Genomic DNA, 20,217 nt, shown 5'->3' on the forward strand with positions numbered 1-20,217 from the left:
AGTTCGGTTCAACCACCGAACCTGACCTGCTAGCGTCCCCCGACGTGACCCCGAGCCCGGTCGACCGGCCCCGCGCCACCCTCGCCGTCGCCGCCGCGGCCACGTTCCTCGCGCTGGTCGCGTTCACCGTGCCGCTGGCGGCGCTCCCGTCGACGGCCACCGCGCTCGGCGCCGGCCCCGAGGCGCAGGCCTGGATCCTCAGCTCGATGAGCATCGGGCTCGGCGTGGCACTGCTGTCCGTCGGCGCGCTGGGCGACGACCTCGGCCGGCGCCGCGTCCTCGTGCTCGGCGCGACCGTCCTGGCGGCGTCCTCGGTCCTCGCCGCCCTCGCGCCGTCCGCGCTCGTCCTCGTGATCGCCCGCATCCTGCAGGGCGTCGGCGCCGCCGCGCTGGTGGCCTGCAGCCAGGGTCTGCTGGGCCACGCCTTCCCCGCCGGCACGCCGGAGGCCCGCACGGCGAGCAGCGTGTGGGGCGCGAGCCTCGGCGCCGGCATCGCCTCGGGCCCGTTCCTGGCCTCGGGCCTCGACCGCCTCGTGGGGTGGACCGGGCCCTACTGGGCGACCGCGGTCGCCGCCGTCGTCCTCGCCGTCGTCACCCGGCGGGCGGTCCCCGAGTCGCGCGCCGCGCAGCCCCGGCCCATCGACCTGCCGGGCGTGCTCGTCCTCGCCGCCGGGCTGGCGGCGCTGCTCGCCGGGCTCGTCGAGGGACGGTCGGGCTTCGGGCGCCCGGGGGTGCTCGCCCTGCTCGCGGTCGGGGTGGCGCTGCTCGCCGTCTTCGTGGTGCTCGAGCGCCGGCGCGCGGCGCCCATGCTCGACATGGCGCTCTTCGCCTCGCCCGCGTTCGTCGCGGCGACGGTCGGTGCGCTCGCGACCGGGATGGGCATCATCGCCACGACGTCGTTCCTGCCGACCGTCGTCGAGCGGGGCCTCGGCAGCACCGCGCTGGTGGGCGCCCTGCTGCTGCTCGCGTGGTCGGGCACGAGCGTGGTGACGGCCGTGCTCGCCCGGCGCCTGCCCGCCGCGTGGTCCGGGCGGCTCCAGCTCGCCGCCGGGCTGCTCGTCGTGGCGGCCGGGCAGGCGCTGCTGCTCGGACTCGAACCCGGCGACGCCCCGCTCTCGCTCGTCCCGGGGCTGGCGGTGGCGGGGGCGGCGAGCGGGATGGTCAACGCCGCGCTCGGACGCGAGGCCGTCGCCAGCGTGCCCGCCGGCCGCGGCGCCATGGGCGGCGGTGCGAACAACACCGCCCGCTACGTGGGCTCGGCGATCGGCACCACCGTCGTCGCCGTCGTGGCCACGCGCCCCTCGCTGGGCGGGGGAGCGGCCGGGCTCGTCGCGGGCTGGAACGACGCCCTGCCGATCGCGATCGCGTTCTCCCTGGTCGGGGCAGCTGCCGTCGCCGCCTGCCGCCCGCGACGGGTGCGTCAGTCCGTGACCACCGGGTGACGGACGGGCACGATCGAGGCAGGATCAGCGGTCATGGACAAGTCGAAGCTCGCCGAGACCCAGGGCCCGCTCAAGTCGCAGTACAAGGACGACCCCGAGTCGGCCGTCGTGACGCTCAAGGCCGACGGCGACGTCGACGGCTCGGGCATCGCGTGCCGGGTGCAGACGTCCCAGGCGCTCGTCGAGGCCGGCCTGCACCCCGCCACCGGCGGCGACGGCACCCAGCTGTGCTCCGGGGACATGCTGCTCGAGGCCCTCGTCGCGTGCGCCGGGGTGACCCTGCGCGCGGTGTCCACCTCGATGGGCGTCGAGATCCGCGGCGGCAACGTGCACGCCGAGGGCGACCTCGACTTCCGGGGCACGCTCGGCGTCGCCAAGGACGCCCCCGTCGGGTTCCGCGAGGTCCGCCTGCGCTTCGACATCGACACCGATGCGGACGCCGACACCCTCGCGACGCTGCACAAGCTCACCGAGCGGTACTGCGTCGTCTTCCAGACCCTGGCCAAGCCGCCGGAGCTGTCGGTCGAGATGACCCCGCGCCAGACCGCGAGCGCCTGACCTCTCGCTCCACACACGACACGGCGCCCCCGCTCTCGAGAGCGGGGGCGCCGTTCGTCGTGCCGGACGGTGTCAGTCCGTGTGGTACGGGTCGTAGTGGATGTTGCGGAACGGCGTCCCCGCGTCGAGGAGCGCGTTGGTGGTCGCGCGCACCATGGGCGGCGAGCCGCTGATGGTGATCTCGCGGTCGGCCCAGGCGCCGTAGCGGGCCACGACCTCGCCGACCGTGCCCGTCTCCGCGCCGTGCGGGCGTCCGTCGTCCTCCACCACCGGCACGACGCTGAGCCAGGGGTTCTCCTGCGCGCTGCGCCGGAGGCTCTCGATGTCGTAGAGGTCGGCCCACGTGCGGCCACCGACGAACAGCGCGACCTTGCGGTCGGTGCCCTCGAACATGAGCTGCTCGATGATGGAGCGCGCCGGCGCGAGGCCCGTGCCGCCCGCGACCATCAGCAGGTCGGAGCGTCCGCGGGGGTCGAGAGTCATCTGGCCCATCGGCGGGCCGATGCGCCACACATCACCCACGCGGGCGTGCGACACGATCGCGCGGCTGACCCACCCGCCCGGCACCGTGCGCACGTGGAACTCGAGCACGCAGTCGGGTCCGGGGGCGTTGGCCGGGGACATCGAGCGCCACATCCGTGGGCGCTGCGGGGTCTCGACGCTGACGTACTGGCCGGCGAGGTAGGGCACCGGCTGGCTGGTCTGCACGCGGACCACGGCGAGGTCCTGGTTGATGCGCCGGTGCTCCATGACCCGGGCCATCCACACCGCGGGCCCGCGCTCGGCGTCGGCAGCCTCGCGCATCGACTGCGCGACGATGCCGTACGCGCCGGTCCACGCGTCGTCGACCTCGGGGGTCCACAGCGCAGGCCCGGCGATCTCGCGCAGGGCGCCGAGCAGCGCCTCCCCCACCCGGTCGTAGTGCTCGCCGATGACCCCGAACTTGCGGTGGTCGCGGCCGAGCTGGCGCAGGAAGATCGAGAGCTCGTCGGGACGGTCGACCATCTGCACGACGTGCACCAGGGCCCGCAGGAGCCGGGTGCGCTGGAGCTCCATGGTGACCGGGAAGAGCTCCCGGGTCTCCGGCGCGATCCGGAACAGCCAGCCGTAGAACAGCGACGTCAGCTCGTCGGTGCGGTGCGAGACGGCGTTGAAGCTCGTCCGGATGGTCGTGACCATGTCGTGGACGTCGTTCGACGCGGCCGCCTCGCGGGGCGCGGGCAGGCCGACGCCCTCCGGCGGCCCGGCGGGCACGGCGGACGCCGGCATGGGCGGCGGCGGCGCTGTCGGGATGTGACCCGGGCCCGACGGCGGGCCGGACAGCTGCCCGCCACCGCCGTACTGCGGCGGGGCCGCGACACCGGGGTAGCGGGACCGCACGCCGGCGGGTGGGCCGTGCGGCCCGGACGGGTAGGTCATCGGGCTCCCCTCGGACGCGGAGCGGAACGAACCCGTGCGATCGAGTCCGGTGCCTGACGGTACGGCGGACCCGTACGGAGCTTCGCGACGGTCGTCGGCAATGTCGAAGACCGAGCTGTCGGTCTGGTCGGACCCACCCTGGCGGCCTGCACCGAGAGGGCGGGAGGGGGCCGGCACGGACGTCTCGTACCCGTCCGGCTCGGAGCGCCCGGAGCCACCGTGGCCGCCGTCGTACCCGGCGTCGCCGTGGCGGGGGCCGTGGTCACGGTCGGAGCGCACACCCGTGGTCGGGTGCCCGCCGAGCGGTCCCCCGGCCAGGGAGCGATCGTCCCTCGCTGCGGTCACGTCTGGTCGACTCCTCGTCCCGGATGAGTGGGCACCCCCGACGCCGCGCCACCCTAGCGGTTGTCCCCGACCACGAAACGCTACTCCGCGTCCCGGGCAGGACCGCTCTCCCGTGTGTTCGTGCGGTCAGCGTAGGGCCACGCCCGGTGAGCGGGATGCGGGCCCGCCCCCATCGGGTGACAGGGCCGAACGGCCGCGTCACCCGTCGTCGCCCGGCGACCGTTCCCCGTGATCACGGCACGGCCGGCCGCGGCGGGCGCGGCGTCCGTCGCCGGACGGGCCTCAGCCCGCGGTGGCGTCCTCGCCGTCGGACGTGGATCTGGTGCCCGGGCCGTCCTCGAGGCCGTCCAGCCCGCGCTCGGCGGCCGCGGAGCCCCGGTCCGACTCGTCCGCCCCGTCGGAGCGGGTGGTGGGACGGGGGGACGTCGAGCGCGGGGTGGGCGACGACGTGACGGTCGTCGGCTCGGCCCGCGTCGACGGGGTCGGCGAGGGGGTGCTCCGCGGGCGCGACGTCGGTGTGGTCGCCCTCGGAGGACCCGCCGGGGCCGGACGCGCCGCCTCCGCGGCCACCGACGACGGGGACGCGACCCGCGCGCCGCCCGCGTCCGGCTCGAGCGCCTCGACGACGCCGGTGTTGACGGTCGGGCTCACGGCCCCGGCGGTCCCCGTGCCCTCGCCGGTCTCCGGGACGGGGGTCTGCTCCGCGGGGACGTCGGGCATGTCGGGCAGCGCGACGCCGGTGCGCTGGGCGTCGAGACCCAGGGCGATCCCGACGCCGCCGACGGCCACCGCGCCCATCACCGCGGCCACCGCCGGCAAGAACGACAACGACGACAGCCCGCGCCTAGTCCGCGACGAGGGGGTCGCACGGGCCAGCAGGTGGGCCATCTCGTCGGCCCGGGCGCGCATGTGCCGCGACGGGCGGGGCCGGCGCGGGGCGGGCTCGTCGTCGGCGACGACCGCCTCCACGTCGGGACGTCCGGGGGCGGCGAGGTCGGCGATCGCGGGTACCTCGGGCACCGCCGGGGCGGCGCGCCCGACGGTGGGCGGGGCCGCTCCCGGGCGCACGACCGGCAGCGCGACGGTCGGGGCGTCGGCCGGGCCGCGGGGCGCGACCGTGGTCGGCACGTGCGTCAGCCGCGCGCCGTCCGGCTCGCGGGCCGCGGGCCCCGGGGCTCGCGTCACGGTGCACCTCCCGGCCCCGTCCGCGCGTCGTCCCCGACGACGTGACGCGCTGTGCACGAGGCCATCACACGTTGTCGACCGGTCAGCGTGCCAGATGCGATCGACCGACCGCTGACGACCCGCTCCGTGGGCGTCCGGGTGACGTGCCCGGTGTGTGCAGGGGGTGCCCGGACGACCCACTACAGTGGGCGCACGTGGAGCCGTCACGGGGATCCGGGACGCGGGCGCGCCCGGGATCGGGACGCCGCGTGGCCGCCGCGGTCGCCGCGTACTCGATCGTGGTCACCGTGTTCGGGGCCACCCTGTCCACCGATGTCGGCACCCGGAGGCGCTGGGGACGCAGGTTCGCGGACCACCGTCCCGGGACGCCCGGTGCCGGCGGCGCGGCGCGGATGCGCCGAACAGACCATCAGTGTGCGCACGCCCTCGGGTGTGATTGATCCGAACGGCGAGATCCGCTTCGAGCACAGGGGCGGCACAGTGGACGACGGCCGCGCGGGGACGGCACGAGACACGGAGGTGGCATGACGCGCGGCGTGGCGATCGATGTCGTCGGCTCCGGGGACCCCGTGGTCCCCACCCCGCATCCGCGGGACCGTCGACCCCAGCCCCGGCCCCGGGTTCCCTCGGTCGTCGGGGCGGCCGGACCGCCGACCCCCGTGGTGCCGCCGGGACCGCTCCTCGGACCCGACCCCGCCCCCGTGGCCACGCCCCCGGCGGGTCCCCCCGAGCCCGCGTCCGTCGCGGTGCCGGACCAGGGCGCGCTCACGACCGCCTCCCCCGAGAGCACGATCGAGGTCGGGCCCGGGGACCTGCCTGCCACGGACGGACCCGCGACGGACGTGCCGGCGACGGACCTGCCCGTGACCGACGTGCCGGCGACCGACGCGCCGGCGCCCGGCGTGGATCCCGGGGTGGCCGAGGAGTTCGTGCGGTTGTTCCACACCGAGAACCCGACGGCCGGTCCGGCTGAGCCGCGGGTGGCCGCGGTGCGCGAGGAGATCGCCCGGACCGGTACCTACGTGCACACCCACGCCGAGCTCGAGTTCGGCGCGCGGATCGCGTGGCGCAACTCGGCGCGCTGCATCGGGCGGCTGTACTGGCGCAGCCTGCACCTGCGCGACCGCCGCCACGTCACCGCGCCCGAGCAGGTCGCGGCCGAGTGCGTGGGGCACCTGCGCGAGGCGACCCGGCGGGGCCGTATCCGTTCGACGATCACGATCTTCGCCCCGGACGGGCCGGCGGGGCCGGGGCCGCGGGTGTGGAACGAGCAGCTCATCCGCTACGCCGGCTACCGCGCGGGGGGCCGGGTGCTGGGTGACCCGCGCTATGTGGGGTTCACCGACACCGCGCGCTCGCTGGGGTGGCTGCCGCCGAGCCCGATGGGGCGCTTCGACGTGCTGCCGCTGGTGGTGTCCGGTGGCGGTGAGCACGCCGCGGGGGGCCCGCAGTTCTTCGAGGTGCCCCGTGACGCGGTGCTGGAGGTGGCGCTGGCCCACGCCGAGCATCCGTGGTTCGCCGAGCTGGGGCTGCGTTGGCACGCCCTGCCGGTGATCAGCAACATGCGCCTGGACATCGGCGGGATCTCCTATCCGGCGGCGCCGTTCAACGGCTGGTACATGGCCACCGAGATCAGCGCCCGCAACCTGGCCGACAGCGACCGCTACGACATGCTCGCCGAGGTGGCCGAGGCGATGGGTCTGGACACCTCCAGCGACCGCACCCTGTGGCGTGACCGGGCGGCGATCGAGCTGACCGCCGCGGTGCAGCACTCCTTCGACGAGGCCGGGGTGTCCCTGGCCGATCACCACGGCGAGTCCCGGCGCTTCCTGCGTTTCGTGGAGAAGGAGGAGGCCGCGGGGCGCCACTGCCCGGTGGACTGGAGCTGGATCGTGCCGCCGATCTCGGGCGGGCTCACCCCGGTGTTCCACCGGTACTACGACGAGCCCACCGACACCGGCCCGATGTTCCACCTCGACGACCAGGCCGCCGCCCGCGGACAGGGCTGCCCGGTCTGACCTCCCCGCGTCGGGCCCGGAGCGGACCCGGCGGTTGGCCGAGCGCCGGAGGGGGCACCGTGCTGCCCAACCGCGCATGCGGCCCGACACACGGGAGTCGACGATGACGAATCTGGCGACGGCGCTGGTCGAGACGTCGAAGGAGCACGGCGATCGTCCTGCGCTGCGTCTCGACGACCAGGTCGTGACGTACGAACGGTTCCTCGACGCCGCGCGCGGCGTCGCGGGCCTGCTGCGGGCGCGGGGCGTCGAGCCCGGCGCGCGGGTGGGCATGGTCTTCCCGAACGTCCCGGCGTTCCCGATCGTCTTCTACGGCGCCGTGCTCGCCGGCTGCGTCGTCGTCCCGATGAACCCGCTGCTCAAGGGCCGGGAGATCGAGTACTACCTCGACGACGCGGGCATCTCGGTGGTGTTCGCCTGGGACCAGGCCGCCGACGCCTCGCGCGAGGCCGCGCAGGGCCGCGACATCGAGGTGGTGGCCGTCGGCGCCGCCGGGCCCGACGAGGCCCAGCTCGACGGCACCCCGGTGGAGGAGCCCGTCGAGCGCGACGACGAGGACACCGCGGTGATCCTCTACACCTCCGGCACCACGGGGTCGCCCAAGGGCGCGGAGCTGACCCACGCGAACCTGGCCACCAACGCCCGGGTCTCGTCGCGCACGCTGACCGAGCTCGGCACCGACGACGTCGTGATGGGGTGCCTGCCGCTGTTCCACGTCTTCGGGCTCACGTGCGGCCTGAACTCCGCGGTGCTCACCGGCGCCTGCCTGACGCTGCTGCCGCGCTTCGACGCGGGGAAGGCGCTGGCGATGATCGGGCGCGACGGCGTGACCGTCTTCGAGGGCGTGCCCACGATGTACGCGGGCCTGCTGCACGTGGAGGACCGCGAGCAGTACGACGTGTCGTCCCTGCGCTCCTGCATCTCCGGCGGCTCGGCGATGCCGGTCGAGGTGCTCCGCGAGTTCGAGGAGACCTTCGGGTGCGTGGTGCTCGAGGGCTACGGGCTCTCCGAGACCTCGCCGGTGGCCTCGTTCAACCACCCCCACGCCGAGCGCAAGGCCGGGTCGGTGGGCACCCCGGTCGCCGGCATGGAGCTGCGCCTGGTCGACGACGACGGCAACGACGTGACCGGCGACGACCCCGGCGAGATCGCCATCCGCGGCGAGGGCCTGATGAAGGGGTACTGGGGCCGCCCCGAGGCGACCGCCGAGTCGATCCCGGACGGCTGGTTCCGCAGTGGGGACGTCGGCCGCCGCGACGACGACGGCTACTACTTCATCGTCGACCGCAAGAAGGAGCTGATCATCCGCGGGGGCTACAACGTCTACCCGCGCGAGATCGAGGAGGCCCTCTACGAGCACTCGGCGGTCGCCGAGGTGGCCGTGGTCGGGATCCGGGACCGGGATCTCGGCGAGGAGGTCGGCGCCGCCGTCGCCCTGCGCCCCGGCGCCGAGGTCGGTGTCGACGAGCTGCGCGCCTTCGCCAAGGAGCGCGTCGCGGCCTACAAGTACCCCCGCCACGTCTGGCTGCTCGACGAGCTGCCGAAGGGGCCGACCGGCAAGATCCTCCGCCGCGAGATCGAGCCGCCCGAGGGCCTCTAGAGGGTGCGCTACGCGCTCGTGAGCACTTCGGAGTGCCACAGCACTCCGAACTGCTCACATGGGCGTCAGCCCACCTCGACGACCAGCCAGCCGCCGTGGTCGTCGGCGACGGTGAACGGGTGCGCGGAGCGCTCGCCGAGCGCGTGCAGGGCGGCGTGGTCGAAGGTCCTCAGGTGCCCGTACACGGGCTCGGCGACGTCCTCGTAGGGCACGGCCACCACCACGCGGCGGCGGGCGACGCGCAGCATCTCGTCGAGCACGGTCACCGTGTCCTGCGCGGGCAGGTGCTCGAGCAGGTGCACGGCGGTGATGGTGTCCACCGAGCGGTCCGCGGCGGGCAGCCGCCGGGCGTCGGCGACGACGGTGCGCACGGCCTCGTCGCGGCGCCGGGCGACGGCGCCGAGCAGGCCCATGGTGCCCGGGGTGTGGTCCGTCGCGACCACCGCGAACCCCTCCTGGGCGAGGCGCAGCGGCAGGAACCCGAAGCACGAGCCGACGTCGAGGACGGTGCGCCCGCGGATCTCGGCGACCGCGCGCTCGTGCACCGGGGCGAAGCCCGCGAGCGACGACTCCGGCGGAGCGAGCGGGTCGGCGGGCTCGCGGGGGTGGCGGAGCACGGCGAGGCTGTTCGCGTAGAACGTCGACCACGCCGTGAGCGGGTCGCTGATCGTCGAGCGCACGATCCCGGTGAACACCCGCTCGAAGTCGGCCGCCGAGGTCACGACCCCGGAGAGCTCGCTCGCGACGAGCCCGGCGATGTCGTCGTCGAGCTCGTCGGGGCGCAGCCGGTGCAGCACGAGCAGACGGTCGCCCGGCCGGTGGACCTCGAAGTGGTCGGTGACCCGCTCCGGGGGCCGCGCGGCCACCAGCCGGACGGGCACGGGTGCCCGGTCGACGTGGCAGACGACGATCCCCGCGTCCTCCCACCGCCCCGGGTGGGACGGGGCGAGCGGATCGATGCGGATCGAGCCCGCGGCCACGGTAGGTGTGTCGCGGACGGTCATCGCATCCTCAACGCCCGATCATCTCGGCCGCCATGTCGTGGCTGACCTCCGAGAGCCCGGTGAGGTCGCGGACGACGCGGATGCGGTCGACGAACTCCGCGTAGCGCGGCAGGTCGCAGGCGCCCAGGCCCCACGAGTAGCGGGGCTCCGGGGTCAGCCAGATCGTCTCCCGCGCCCGGCGGGTGATCTCGGCGAACGCCTCCATGTTGGCGTCGTTGCCGTTGCCCCGCCCGTCCCCGAGGACGATCACCGTCGAGCGCCGGTTCACCGCCGACCCGTGGTCGTCCAGGAACGTCCCGAACGAGGTCCCGTAGTCGGAGTTCGCGTCGACGTCGAGCAGGTCGCCGCCGAAGATCAGCCCCAGGGCGTTCTCGACGGTGTGGTCGGCGAACAGGTCGGTGACCTCGATGAGGTCGGCCACGAACGCGAACGAGCGCACCTGGCCGAACATGTCCTGCAGGCCGTGGACGAGGTGCAGCGTGAACCGCGCGGTCGCGCGCACCGACAGCGACACGTCCGCGAGGATCACCAGGCGCGGCTTGTCCTCGGTGCGCTCGACCGTCACGGGGCGGAACGGGATGCCGTCGAAGCGCATGTTGCGCCGCATCGTGCGGCCGGGGTCGATCCGCCCGCGCGCCGACTCGCGGCGCTTGTGGGTCAGCGCGCCGTGCAGGGTCTTGGCCAGCCGGCGCAGGGAGTCCTCGAGCTGCTGGCGCTCGTGCTCCTCGGCCCGGTTGACCTCGGCCATGTGCGCGTCCTCGTCGGCGTGCCCGCCGTCCATCACCCGCTGCTCGATCTCCAGCAGGCGCTCGAGGTGGCGCTTGATGGCCTCGGGGAGGTTCTCGAGCATCCCGGCCAGGCGCCGGCGCAGCGCCGTGGCGTCGCTCTCGTCGCCCTCGTCGGAGATCCCGTCCTCGACACCCTGCAGCCATCCCAGCAGGGCCTCCTGCTGGGCGACGTTGAGGTCGGCGTCGACCTTCGTGCCCGCGTCCGCGGCGATGTCCCCAGGGAGGCCGCCGCCGTGCAGGCGGTCGGTCTCAATCTGGACCTTCTCGGTCGTCCCGGTCTGGTCGGTGGCGCCGTCCTTGGAGAAGACGATCTCGTCGGTCATCGCCGCGAGGTCGATCTTGTTGGCCTCCTGGTGCAGGTTGTACTGCTGGGCCATGTCCTCGGGGTCGAAGAACTCCTTGATGTCGACGGGCGTGCCGTGGTCGTGACCCTCCTGCGGGGTCTCGCTCGGCTCCTCGGAGAGCGTGAAGTTCTCCAGGGCACCGTCGTCGGAGAGGTCCTCGTGCCCGTGCCCGTGGCCGTGCCCGCGGTCCTCGGCGCCGATGCGCACCAGGGCGAAGAACGCATCGAAGATCTCGTCGAACGACTCCTCGTCGCGGACGTCCTTGACCAGCGAGACGCGCAGGGCGGCCTTGAGCGTCTCGCGGTCCGCGAGCACGCCCGGCTCCCGCGCGCAGCGCATGGCGTCGAGGACCTCCGAGGTGGAGATCCGCACCTGCCGGATGCGGAGCAGCCGGACGAAGCGATGGATGCTGGCCTCCATGAGCGGGGCCCTCCTCTCCGTCGGTGCGGCTAGAGCGCGCGGCGCTTGCCGAGGCCCGCGCCGAAGGAGCGGGTGCCCTGGCCGGAGCTCACCGGGCGCTTCTTGGGCGGCTCGGCCTCGCCGGTGCGGGCCTTCTCCTGGTACTCGCGACCCGGCGCGCCGTAGACGCCCGCGTGGCGGCCCTCCTGGTCCTTGGCCGCCCGCACCTCGCGGCCGTCGGGGCCGTCGTCCTCGTCGTCGGCGACGGGCCGCGACGTGGCCGGCGCCGGGCCGCTCGAGTGCCCGTCGTCCTCGTGGCCGTGCCCGTGGCCGTGACCGTGGCCGTGCCCGTGGGCGTCGGGGATCTCGGCGTTGGGGTCGACGAGCTTCGGCATCGCGCCGAGGGCCTTGGTGACGTCCTTGTCGTACTTGACGACGACGCTCACGGTGTCCGAGAGGATCTGCGAGTTCAGCTCGTCGATGCCGAGCACGGCCAGCGTGCGCGCCCAGTCGATGGTCTCGGAGATGCTCGGCGCCTTGCGCAGCTCGAGCTCGCGCAGGCCGCGGACGACCTCGACCAGCTCGCGCGCGGCGGCCTCGGGCAGCCCGGTGTTCTTGGAGCGCACGATCTCCAGCTCGCGCTCCGCGGTGGGGTAGTCCAGGAACAGGTGCAGGCAGCGGCGCTTGAGGGCGGCGGCCAGGTCACGCGTGTTGTTGCTGGTCAGGATGACGTACGGCGCGTTCTTGGCGACGAACGTGCCGATCTCCGGCACCGAGACCTGGAACTCGCCGAGGGTCTCGAGCAGCACCGCCTCGAGCGCCTCGTCGGCGCGGTCGACCTCGTCGATCAGCAGCACGACGGGCTCGTCGGAGCGGATGGCCTCGAGCAGCGGGCGCTCGGCGAGGAAGTCCTCCGAGAAGAACACGCTGTCCTGGTTCTTGATCTTCTCCACCGACGACGGGATGTCGGGGGCGTCCTGCACGATCTCGGCGATCTTCTCGCGGAGCATCTGGGTGTAGAGGAGCTGCTTGCCGTAGTCCCACTCGTAGAGGGCCTTGGTCTCGTCCTGGCCCTCGTAGCACTGCAGACGCAGGAACCGCCGGCCGGTGGCGACGGCGAGCATCTTGGCGAGCTCGGTCTTGCCCACGCCGGCGGGGCCCTCGAGCAGCAGCGGCTTCTCGAGGCGGGTCAGCAGGAACACCGTCGTGGCCAGGCGCCGGTCGGCGATGTAGCCGTGCTCGGCGAGCGCGTCGACGACCTCGTCGACCGAGCCGAAGGGGGACGCGGTCTGGTCGGTCGGGGTGCTCACGCAGCGCTTCCTCTCGTGTCGGGAGACGGGGCAGGGGCCCCGTCCTCATCAGTGTGTCCCGGAAGACACGCCGGTGCCCGGCAGGGCTGACGGAAAGTCAGTCCCCGCCGGGCACCGGGTGGTCGGTCAGCTCAGCAGGTCGTCGAGGTCACCGTTGAGGCAGTGGTCGACGACGGGGCGCACCGTCGTGAAGGTGCACTCCTTGGGGTTGCCCGGCGTGCAGGCGTCCCCGAGGACGTGGTTGGTGATGCGGTCCACGTCGGCGTCGTTGCCCGTGATCGTCTTCTCGTTCTCGTAGAACTTGGTCGGGCCCTTGCCCAGCCGGTTCTTGGAGTACGAGTCCTGGGTGACGTCGGTGAACTTCTCCGGGATGCCCACGTCGCGCAGCAGACGGATGGCGGCGGCGAGCGCGGCCTCGGCGGCCTGGACGTCGGTCATGTGCGTGGTGTCGACGCCCATGGCCTGGGCGATGCGCGCGAAGCGCTTGTAGGCCACCGGCATGTTGAACGCCCACACGCGCGGGAGCGCGACGGCGTTGTTCAGGCCGTGGTGGGTGTCGTAGAACGCCGACACCGCGTGCGAGATCGAGTGGATGATCCCGAGGCCACCGGAGTTGAACGCCTGGGCGGCGATGTACTGCGCGTACATCATGCCCTCGCGGCCGGGCAGGTCCTGCCCGTTCCACACGGCCTCGCGGAGGTGGTTGTTGGTGAGCTCGATGGCCCGGATCGCGTTGCCCAGGCTCGGCTCGAAGTTCAGCCGCGAGACGTAGGGCTCCGAGGCGTGCGCGAGCACGTCGAAGCCGCACTGCGCGGTGAAGTCGACCGGGCAGTCGTAGTAGAGCACCGGGTCGTCGATCGCGAGGCTCGTCACCGAGTTGTCGTCGAACGCGACGTACTTGTGCGGGTTGTTCGGGTCGGTCGTGGTGTCGGTGATGACGTAGGCCCACGACGTCTCCGAGCCCGTGCCGGCCGTCGTCGAGACCGCGATGTGCGGCGGGTTCTTCGGGTTCTCGGACTGGTTGAAGCCCTCGAACTCGTTGACGTTGCGGCCGTCGTGGGCCACCGAGACGCGGGCGCCCTTGCACGCGTCGTGCGAGGAGCCGCCGCCGATGGAGACGAAGCTGTCACAGGAGTTCTCCTGGTACATCTTCACCGAGTCCATGACGTTGTAGTCCTTGGGGTTGGACTCGACCTGGTCGTAGATGACCGTCTCGATCCCGTGCCACTTCATGGACTCGGAGATCTTGTGGACGATGTCCGTGCCGCGCAGGCCGGAGGTCATGATCAGCGTCTTCTTGAAGCCCATCTTGAGGGCCTCGGGGCCGATCAGCTCGTGCGAGCCGGGCCCGAGCAGCGCCCGCGGGAAGGGGTGGAACTCCTTGATCGGGAACGGCTTGAGCAGCTCGTCTACCTGCATGCTGGTCCTCTCGTCGGGGGTCCGGTCCGAGGGACCCGCGCGCCTGCGGGGTCTCTCGTGATCCGGCGCGACGCTAGGCGTGGCGCGGGTCACGGCGACAGGGGTACGCGGTGATCCCGACCACGGCGACGGTGCCCGTCCTGCACCTTCGGACAGGTGGGACGCCTGCCCATCGTGCAGCGTTGTCGCTCCATCGCTGTTGCCAGTCTTACGCGACAAGTGTGGCGGGTGGAAGAGTCGATCGCGGGGAACCTCCGGCGGGTGACCAAGGACCTGGCCGGACGGTGCGCGCTCGTCACCGGCGCGAGCCGGGGGCTCGGGCGCGCGATCGCCACCGGTCTGGCGGCCTCCGGGGCGCGCGTGATCGGGATGGCACGCGACGCCGACGCGCTCGCCGAGGCCGCCGCGGCGTTCGGTGGTGAGGTGCTGGCGCACGACCTCGCCGACGTCGACGGGATCGCCGCGCGCGTCGACGAGCTCGAGGTTGACGTGCTGGTCAACGCCGCCGCGGTGATGAGCGCGAAGCGCTCGAAGACCCTCGACACGACGCTGGACGAATGGCGCGGCGTGCGCGCGGTCGACCTCGACGCCCCCTTCGCGCTGATCTCGGCGTTGGTACCGGGGATGGCCAAGCGCCGGTGGGGTCGCGTGATCAACCTGTCGGCGTGCCTCGGGCGCATGTCCGGGCCGGGCACGGCCGGCGGGCTCGCGCCCTACCGCGTCGCCAAGGCGGGCCTCAACGCGCTGACCCGCAACCTGGCCCACGAGCTGGCGCTCGGGCGCCGCGGCGTCCTCGTCGACGCGACCTGCCCCGGCCACTGCCGCACCGACATGGGCGGGCCCGAGGCACCCCGGTCGATCTCCGACGGTGCCGACACGGCGTTGTGGCTCGCGCGGCGGGACTCGACCCCCTCCGCCCCCGCGCCCACCGGGCGTCTCTGGGAGGACCGGGCCGAGGTGCCGTGGTGACGAGATCGCGGCTTCGGTGACGAACACCCACAGATCTGCGAGCGCTCGTCACCGAATCCGCGATCATGCCGGGGTCGGCCGGTCCTCCTGACGACTTCGGTGGCGCAACCCGCGCTCAGCGCGGGATTCGCCACCGAAGTCGTGGCTGGTCCGCACGGGCTGGTGCCGGCCGCGTCGCTCGGGTAGCAAGATCTGCAGTGGTGGAGCGGACGCTCCGCTCAGCGGAACGAACGCTCCACGGAACCGGATCTTTCGCCGTCGCGCGGTGAACGAGCCCCCGATGCGGCGGGCGAGGTCGAGAGGACGCCCGGAGGTCGAGCGGGTGACTGCGGGGGTCCGGGGGTTCCCGGCCACCCGTCGCCGACGACGCGATCAGGGGTCGGCGAGGGCGGCCCGGGCGAGGTCGAGGGCGCGCTCGGGGGAGACGCCGAGGGCCGTGACGCGGCGGGCGTACTCCGCGGCCAGCTCGCGCGCCGGGTCGGGCCTGCCCTCGTCGCCGACGACGAACGTGCCCAGGCGCCCGCGGGTCTCGACGATCCCGGCGGCCTCGAGCTCGCGGTAGGCGCGGGCGACGGTGCCCGGCGCGATGTTGAGGTCGGTGGCGAGGCGGCGCACCGCGGGCAGGCGGGTGTGGGGTGCCAGCCCGCCGGTCCGGGCGAGCTCGCTGATCCGCGCGCGGAGCTGCTCGTAGGGCGGGTCGGTGGACGCCGGGTCGAGATCGATCAGATCGCTCACGTCGCCGAGAATCCCCGCGAGAGGCTGTCGAACGCTTCCTCGACCAGCGCGCCGAGCGCGTCGGCGTCGGCCTCCGGCCGCGTGTGCCAGGCGCTGAACACCGCGCGCATCGCCGCCACCACCGCCCGCCCGAACACCTGCGCGCGCAGCCCGCCGACGTCGACGCCCCAGCGCCGGGCCGCGTCGGACGCCAGGGCCTGCTCCCAGTCGCGGTAGCGCACCGAGGCCCGGGCGGCCAGCTCGGGGACGTCCTCGATCAGCCCGAGACGCCGGCGCAGGGCGGGCAGCTCGGCGTCGGCGTAGTGGTTCACGGCGAGGAAGGCGGCGCGGGCCGCGGCCACGGGGTCGTCGCCCGGCTCGGCGGCGAGCGCACGGACGAGCCCGGCCCGTCCTTCGTCGAGCTCGCCGAGCACCACGTCGAGCTTCGTCGGGAAGTAGCGGAAGAACGTGCGCCGGCCGACACCCCCGGCGACCGCGAGCTCGTCGACGGTGGTCTCGTCGAAGCCCTGCGTGGCGAACAGCTCGAGCGCCACGTCCTCGAGGCGCTGGGCCACCGGGACCCGTCGCGCGCTCCTCGTCGTCACCACAAGAGCATCGCCTACCAAGCCGCGCCCGTGAACGCCCCCACCGAACGGACAGAGGTTTCCCACCCGGTCAACCTCTGGCGGTGGCACTGAGTGCCGCTTAGCGTTCCCAGCGCCCGAGGCACCCGCTGGTGAGGAGGACGCGATGGAGGAGAACGCTGTGACACAGGACGAGGGCTTGGTCGAGGAGACCCTCGTCGAAGAGGTCTCGATCGACGGCATGTGCGGCGTCTACTGATGACGACGACGGCGGCGGGGGCCGGCCCGGAGGCAGCCCCCGCCGGCGTCGACGACTTCGACGCGGACGCCCCGTACCGGATCTCCGGTTCGGTGTCCGTGCGCCCGGAGTCGTTCGGCGCCCTGGTCTACGACTTCCACACCCGTCGGCTGTCGTTCCTCAAGACCCGTGCGCTCGTGCGGGTCGTCGAGGCCCTCGCCGACCAGCCCGACGTCCACGGCGCCCTCGAGGTGGCCGAGGTTCCTGCACACCAGCGGGAGCAGTACCTCAAGGCCCTCGCCGGCCTCGCGAAGGCAGGCACGATCCAGCCTCGCTCCACCATCGAGGGGGACACCACCTCATGAAGCTCGTCGAGCACTTCGTCGAAGGCCTGACCTCCCCGATCTGCCTGACCTGGGAGCTCACCTACGCCTGCAACCTGTCCTGCGTGCACTGCCTGTCCAGCTCGGGGCGGCGCGACCCGAACGAGCTGTCGACCGACGAGGCGAAGGCCGTCATCGACGAGCTGCAGCGCATGCAGGTCTTCTACGTCAACATCGGCGGCGGCGAGCCGACCGTGCGCAGCGACTTCTGGGAGCTGCTCGACTACGCGATCGCCCACGACGTCGGCGTCAAGTTCTCCACCAACGGCGTGAAGCTGGACAAGGCGCGGGCCGCCCAGCTCGCGGCCACCGACTACGTCGACGTCCAGATCTCCCTCGACGGTGCGACGGCCGAGGTCAACGACCACGTCCGCGGCCCCGGCTCGTACGCCACGGCGATCCGCGCGATGGAGAACCTGTACGAGGCGGGCTTCGGTCAGTTCAAGATCAGCGTGGTCGTGACCCGCCACAACGTCGACCAGCTCGACGACTTCAAGGCGATCGCCGACCGCTACGGCGCCCAGCTGCGGATCACCCGCTTCCGCCCGTCCGGTCGCGGCGCCGACTCGTGGGACGAGCTGCACCCCACCCGCGAACAGCAGCGCCAGCTCTACGACTGGCTCGTCGCGCACGGCGAGGACGTCCTCACCGGCGACTCGTTCTTCCACCTCTCCGCGTTCGGCGAGGAACTGCCCGGGCTCAACCTGTGCGGCGCCGGGCGCGTGGTGTGCCTGATCGACCCGGTCGGCGACGTGTACGCCTGCCCGTTCGCCATCCACGAGCAGTTCCTCGCCGGCAACGTCCGCTCCGAGGGCGGGTTCAAGACCGTCTGGCAGGAGAGCGAGCTGTTCGCGGAGCTCCGCGGGCCGCAGTCGGGGGGCGCGTGCACGAAGTGCTCGCACTACGACGCCTGCCAGGGTGGCTGCATGGCCGCGAAGTTCTTCACCGGCCTGCCGCTCGACGGGCCCGACCCGGAGTGCGTGCTCGGCAACGGCGAGCGCGAGCTGGCGAAGCTGGAGATGGACACGGTCATCCCCAAGCCCTCGCTGGACCACTCCCACCGCACCAGCCCGCAGAAGAAGGACGCCGGCGGCCCGGTGCCGCTGACGTTGTCGGTGCGCCGCCCCAGCCAGGATTCTCGACCGGACAGAGCGTGCGACTCCGACCCGCTGGCCGGGGAGGGCACCCGCCTGCCCGCCGGCATCCGCGTGGGCTGACCGCCCGCCGGAGAGCACCGGTCGCGACCGCGGAGGTTTCCCGCGCGCGACCGTCGGGCCGGCCCGGGCACCCCCCGGGCCCGGGCCGGCCCACCCCACCGGCGACGTACGTAGTTCCCGCCGCGGCGATCCCTCCGCCCCGGCGGGCGCGCGAACCTGACGTGTATGCCCACGATCGCGGCCAACGGCACCACGCTCTACTACGAGCGACGGGGCGCCGGGCCACCTCTGTTGTTCATCTCGGGTGCCACGGGCGACGCCGGACACTGGGCCGACGTCGCGGATCTCCTGGCGGACCAGTACACGGTCGTCAGCTACGACCGGCGCGCCAACTCGCGCAGTTCCCGGCCGGAGGGCTACACGACCGCCTCGATCACTCAGCAGGCGGACGACGCCGCCGCCCTGCTCGAGGAGCTCGACCTCGCGCCCGCCGTGGTCTACGGCAACAGCGCGGGGGCGATGATCCTGACCGATCTCGTGGTGCGGCGGCCCGACCTGCTGCGCGGTGCGGTCCTCCACGAACCGCCGTACGCCGGTATGACCTCGGGCGGTGACGAGATCGTCGTCGGTCTCCAACAGCTCATCGGTGAGGGCATGGCGGAGGGCGGGCCGACGAGGGCCACCGAGCTGTTCCTGCGCTGGGTCGCCGGGGACGAGGTGTACGAGTCGTTCGACGCCGACCTCCGTGCCCGGATGCTGGGGAACGGCGAGGTCCTGTTCGGGATCGAGCTGGAGCCGATCCTGGGCTACCTGCCCACCTCCGACGAGATCGCGGGCGTCCGCGTCCCCTGCGTCGTGGCCTCGGGCGCCGAGAACCGTGATCCCTCGGCACCGCGGCACTGGTTCTGGGAGGCATCGGAGTGGCTCGCCGAGGGCCTGGGGGTGCCCGTCGTCGAGACGCCCGGGTCCCACGTGCCACAGGCCTCGCACCCACGCGAGCTCGTGGCGGTGCTCCGTCCGATCCTCGCCCGCCTCGCGGCGTCCTCACCGGTCACGGCCTGACTCCGATCTGGGCAGCCGGTTCCGTCTCCTGCTGAGGCAGGTCAAGGCCGAACGCACCCAATACCGTTCCGGTGTCGATCCGATCCCGTGGCCAGCACGGATGACGGTGCATGACCGGGTCATCACAGTCCGCGCCCGAACCCCTGGCCGCCCTGCCGTTGCTGGCGGAGGCCGGGGTCAGCGTCTACTGGGTGCCGCTCGACGGGCGGACGGCCTGGGTGGCCGACGCGGACACCCGCCAGGTGTGGATCTCGCGCGCGATCCCGCGGGAGGCGTTGCTGCGCCACCTCGTCGAGGCGCTGCAGTTCCTCGACGACGGGGCCGGGTCGGAGACGGACGAGCCCACGGGGCCGGACCTGCGGCTGGTCCACTCGACGGATCGCGTGGAGCGCCGCTCGCGTCGCCGGCCGCCGGCGTTGGGTGTCGTCGCCGGCGGGTGAGCGCTCAGTCCGACGAGCTGCTCGACGAGCCGGAGTCGGACGACGACGAGCCGGGGTCCGACCAGCCGGGGTCCGACCAGCCGCCGTGGTCGTGGTGCCCGTGGTGGTGTCCGTGGTCGTGGTGGTGGCCCGCATGGTGGTGGCCGGCATCCGGCCACGTCTCCCACGTCGGGTCGGGCCAGGGGACACCGCCGGGACCGCCGCGCGCGCCGTACCCCCCGCCGTACCCGCCCCCGGAGGACCCGCCGGCGACCCGTCCGCCGGGACCACCCGCGCCGTCGCCTCCGCCCGGCGCCGCCCGGGCGGCGACCTCGTGGAACATCACGGCCATCCGGGTGCGGATGTAGTTGACCACTGCGAGCACGGTCAGCATCGAGGCGAGGGCGAGGCACACCACGACGGCGACGAGCGCGCCGACCGGGGAGGCGGTCAGCAGGACCGCCGCGAACGCCAGCACGACGACCACCTCGAGGGCGATCGCGGCGACGAGGAGCACGAGGGCCGACCGCGCGCGCTCCGTCCACGGCCGGTCGGGCTGGGGGAGCATGGCCGGGGATTGTGTCGAGGTCCACCCCGGAGCGACAAGCACTGCAGGGACAAGCACGGCAGGGACATGCGCGCCCCGGGTCGGCGAGCTCCCCCGTCCCCTCCACCGCGCAGGGGACGTGCGGGCGCGACCGGGCTCCTAGCGTCGAGGACGCCCCGGGGCGGCGTTCGCGGCCCCGGGTGCCACCGACGAGGGAGGCACCCGTGTCCACGACGATCGCCACCAGCCCCCCCCCCCCCCGCACCCCCCCCCCCCCCCCCCCCCGCCCCCCCGCCCCCCCCCCCCCCACCCC

At 73.6% G+C, this 20,217-nt stretch carries 19 protein-coding genes; 10 read left to right on the top strand and 9 right to left on the bottom strand.

The genetic code is table 11. From position 1 onward, the window contains the following. Positions 1-44: 44 nt before the first annotated feature. Positions 45-1,442: an MFS transporter gene (locus PH191_RS18890; RefSeq protein ID WP_274196157.1), complete on the top strand. Its 1,398-nt coding sequence runs from the start codon at positions 45-47 to the stop codon at positions 1,440-1,442. 33 nt (positions 1,443-1,475) lie between these two features. Next, the gene (locus PH191_RS18895) at positions 1,476-2,000 is read left to right on the top strand and encodes an OsmC family protein (protein WP_274196158.1); all 525 of its coding nucleotides are present in this window, start codon (positions 1,476-1,478) and stop codon (positions 1,998-2,000) included. 72 nt (positions 2,001-2,072) lie between these two features. Here PH191_RS18895 and PH191_RS18900 read toward each other — a convergent pair whose 3' ends face one another. After that, the gene (locus PH191_RS18900) at positions 2,073-3,179 is read right to left on the bottom strand and encodes an FAD-binding oxidoreductase (protein WP_274196197.1); all 1,107 of its coding nucleotides are present in this window, start codon (positions 3,177-3,179) and stop codon (positions 2,073-2,075) included. Between the two features lie 867 nt (positions 3,180-4,046). Beyond that, positions 4,047-4,949, bottom strand: a complete 903-nt coding sequence (locus PH191_RS18905; protein ID WP_274196159.1) for a superantigen-like protein SSL4 — start codon at positions 4,947-4,949, stop codon at positions 4,047-4,049. Positions 4,950-5,812: 863 nt separating this feature from the next. Here PH191_RS18905 and PH191_RS18910 point away from each other — a divergent pair. Together PH191_RS18910 and PH191_RS18915 are read left to right on the top strand one after the other, a co-directional pair. Beyond that, positions 5,813-6,967, top strand: a complete 1,155-nt coding sequence (locus PH191_RS18910) for a nitric oxide synthase oxygenase (protein ID WP_274196160.1) — start codon at positions 5,813-5,815, stop codon at positions 6,965-6,967. 103 nt (positions 6,968-7,070) lie between these two features. Continuing rightward, positions 7,071-8,567 carry a long-chain-fatty-acid--CoA ligase gene (locus PH191_RS18915; RefSeq protein ID WP_274196161.1) on the top strand — a complete coding sequence of 499 codons (1,497 nt, stop codon included), beginning with the start codon at positions 7,071-7,073 and terminating at the stop codon, positions 8,565-8,567. A gap of 65 nt (positions 8,568-8,632) precedes the next feature. On the opposite strand, the gene mftM is transcribed toward PH191_RS18915, so the two are convergent. From mftM to mdo, 4 genes are all read right to left on the bottom strand, one after another. After that, entirely contained in the window at positions 8,633-9,571 is a 939-nt protein-coding gene (mftM, locus tag PH191_RS18920; RefSeq protein WP_274196162.1) for a mycofactocin oligosaccharide methyltransferase MftM, read from the bottom strand. A 7-nt stretch (positions 9,572-9,578) separates the two neighbouring features. Further along, on the bottom strand, positions 9,579-11,123 hold the full coding sequence (locus PH191_RS18925) for a VWA domain-containing protein (RefSeq protein WP_274196163.1): 1,545 nt from the start codon (positions 11,121-11,123) through the stop codon (positions 9,579-9,581). A 29-nt stretch (positions 11,124-11,152) separates the two neighbouring features. Continuing rightward, the gene (locus PH191_RS18930) at positions 11,153-12,412 is read right to left on the bottom strand and encodes an AAA family ATPase (protein WP_274196164.1); all 1,260 of its coding nucleotides are present in this window, start codon (positions 12,410-12,412) and stop codon (positions 11,153-11,155) included. 126 nt (positions 12,413-12,538) lie between these two features. Beyond that, positions 12,539-13,831, bottom strand: coding sequence for an NDMA-dependent methanol dehydrogenase (gene mdo / locus PH191_RS18935; RefSeq protein ID WP_274196165.1), 1,293 nt, complete (start codon positions 13,829-13,831; stop codon positions 12,539-12,541). Between the two features lie 261 nt (positions 13,832-14,092). Between mdo and PH191_RS18940 the strand changes: the two genes are divergently transcribed. Next, entirely contained in the window at positions 14,093-14,800 is a 708-nt protein-coding gene (locus tag PH191_RS18940) for an SDR family NAD(P)-dependent oxidoreductase (RefSeq protein WP_274196166.1), read from the top strand. 372 nt (positions 14,801-15,172) lie between these two features. Here PH191_RS18940 and PH191_RS18945 read toward each other — a convergent pair whose 3' ends face one another. Beyond that, positions 15,173-15,535, bottom strand: a complete 363-nt coding sequence (locus tag PH191_RS18945; protein ID WP_274196167.1) for a GntR family transcriptional regulator — start codon at positions 15,533-15,535, stop codon at positions 15,173-15,175. After that, positions 15,532-16,119 carry an acyl-CoA-like ligand-binding transcription factor gene (locus tag PH191_RS18950; RefSeq protein ID WP_274196168.1) on the bottom strand — a complete coding sequence of 196 codons (588 nt, stop codon included), beginning with the start codon at positions 16,117-16,119 and terminating at the stop codon, positions 15,532-15,534. The genes PH191_RS18945 and PH191_RS18950 overlap by 4 nt, the downstream gene beginning before the upstream one ends. Before the next feature lie 145 nt (positions 16,120-16,264). Here PH191_RS18950 and mftA point away from each other — a divergent pair, with 145 nt between their 5' ends. From mftA to PH191_RS18975, 5 genes are all read left to right on the top strand, one after another. Continuing rightward, positions 16,265-16,357, top strand: coding sequence for a mycofactocin precursor MftA (gene mftA / locus PH191_RS18955; RefSeq protein ID WP_274196169.1), 93 nt, complete (start codon positions 16,265-16,267; stop codon positions 16,355-16,357). Beyond that, positions 16,357-16,701, top strand: coding sequence for a mycofactocin biosynthesis chaperone MftB (gene mftB / locus PH191_RS18960; RefSeq protein WP_274196170.1), 345 nt, complete (start codon positions 16,357-16,359; stop codon positions 16,699-16,701). The genes mftA and mftB overlap by 1 nt, the downstream gene beginning before the upstream one ends. Then, on the top strand, positions 16,698-17,936 hold the full coding sequence (gene mftC / locus PH191_RS18965; protein ID WP_274196171.1) for a mycofactocin radical SAM maturase: 1,239 nt from the start codon (positions 16,698-16,700) through the stop codon (positions 17,934-17,936). Before mftB ends, mftC begins: the two co-directional genes overlap by 4 nt. A gap of 165 nt (positions 17,937-18,101) precedes the next feature. After that, on the top strand, positions 18,102-18,938 hold the full coding sequence (locus PH191_RS18970) for an alpha/beta fold hydrolase (RefSeq protein ID WP_274196172.1): 837 nt from the start codon (positions 18,102-18,104) through the stop codon (positions 18,936-18,938). A 110-nt stretch (positions 18,939-19,048) separates the two neighbouring features. Then, on the top strand, positions 19,049-19,378 hold the full coding sequence (locus PH191_RS18975; protein ID WP_274196173.1) for a hypothetical protein: 330 nt from the start codon (positions 19,049-19,051) through the stop codon (positions 19,376-19,378). Positions 19,379-19,382: 4 nt separating this feature from the next. Here PH191_RS18975 and PH191_RS18980 read toward each other — a convergent pair whose 3' ends face one another. Further along, positions 19,383-19,925, bottom strand: a complete 543-nt coding sequence (locus PH191_RS18980) for a hypothetical protein (RefSeq protein WP_274196174.1) — start codon at positions 19,923-19,925, stop codon at positions 19,383-19,385. Between the last annotated feature and the right edge of the window lie 292 nt (positions 19,926-20,217).

This window comes from Actinomycetospora callitridis (assembly GCF_028737265.1).
Classification (GTDB): Bacteria; Actinomycetota; Actinomycetes; order Mycobacteriales; family Pseudonocardiaceae; genus Actinomycetospora; species Actinomycetospora callitridis.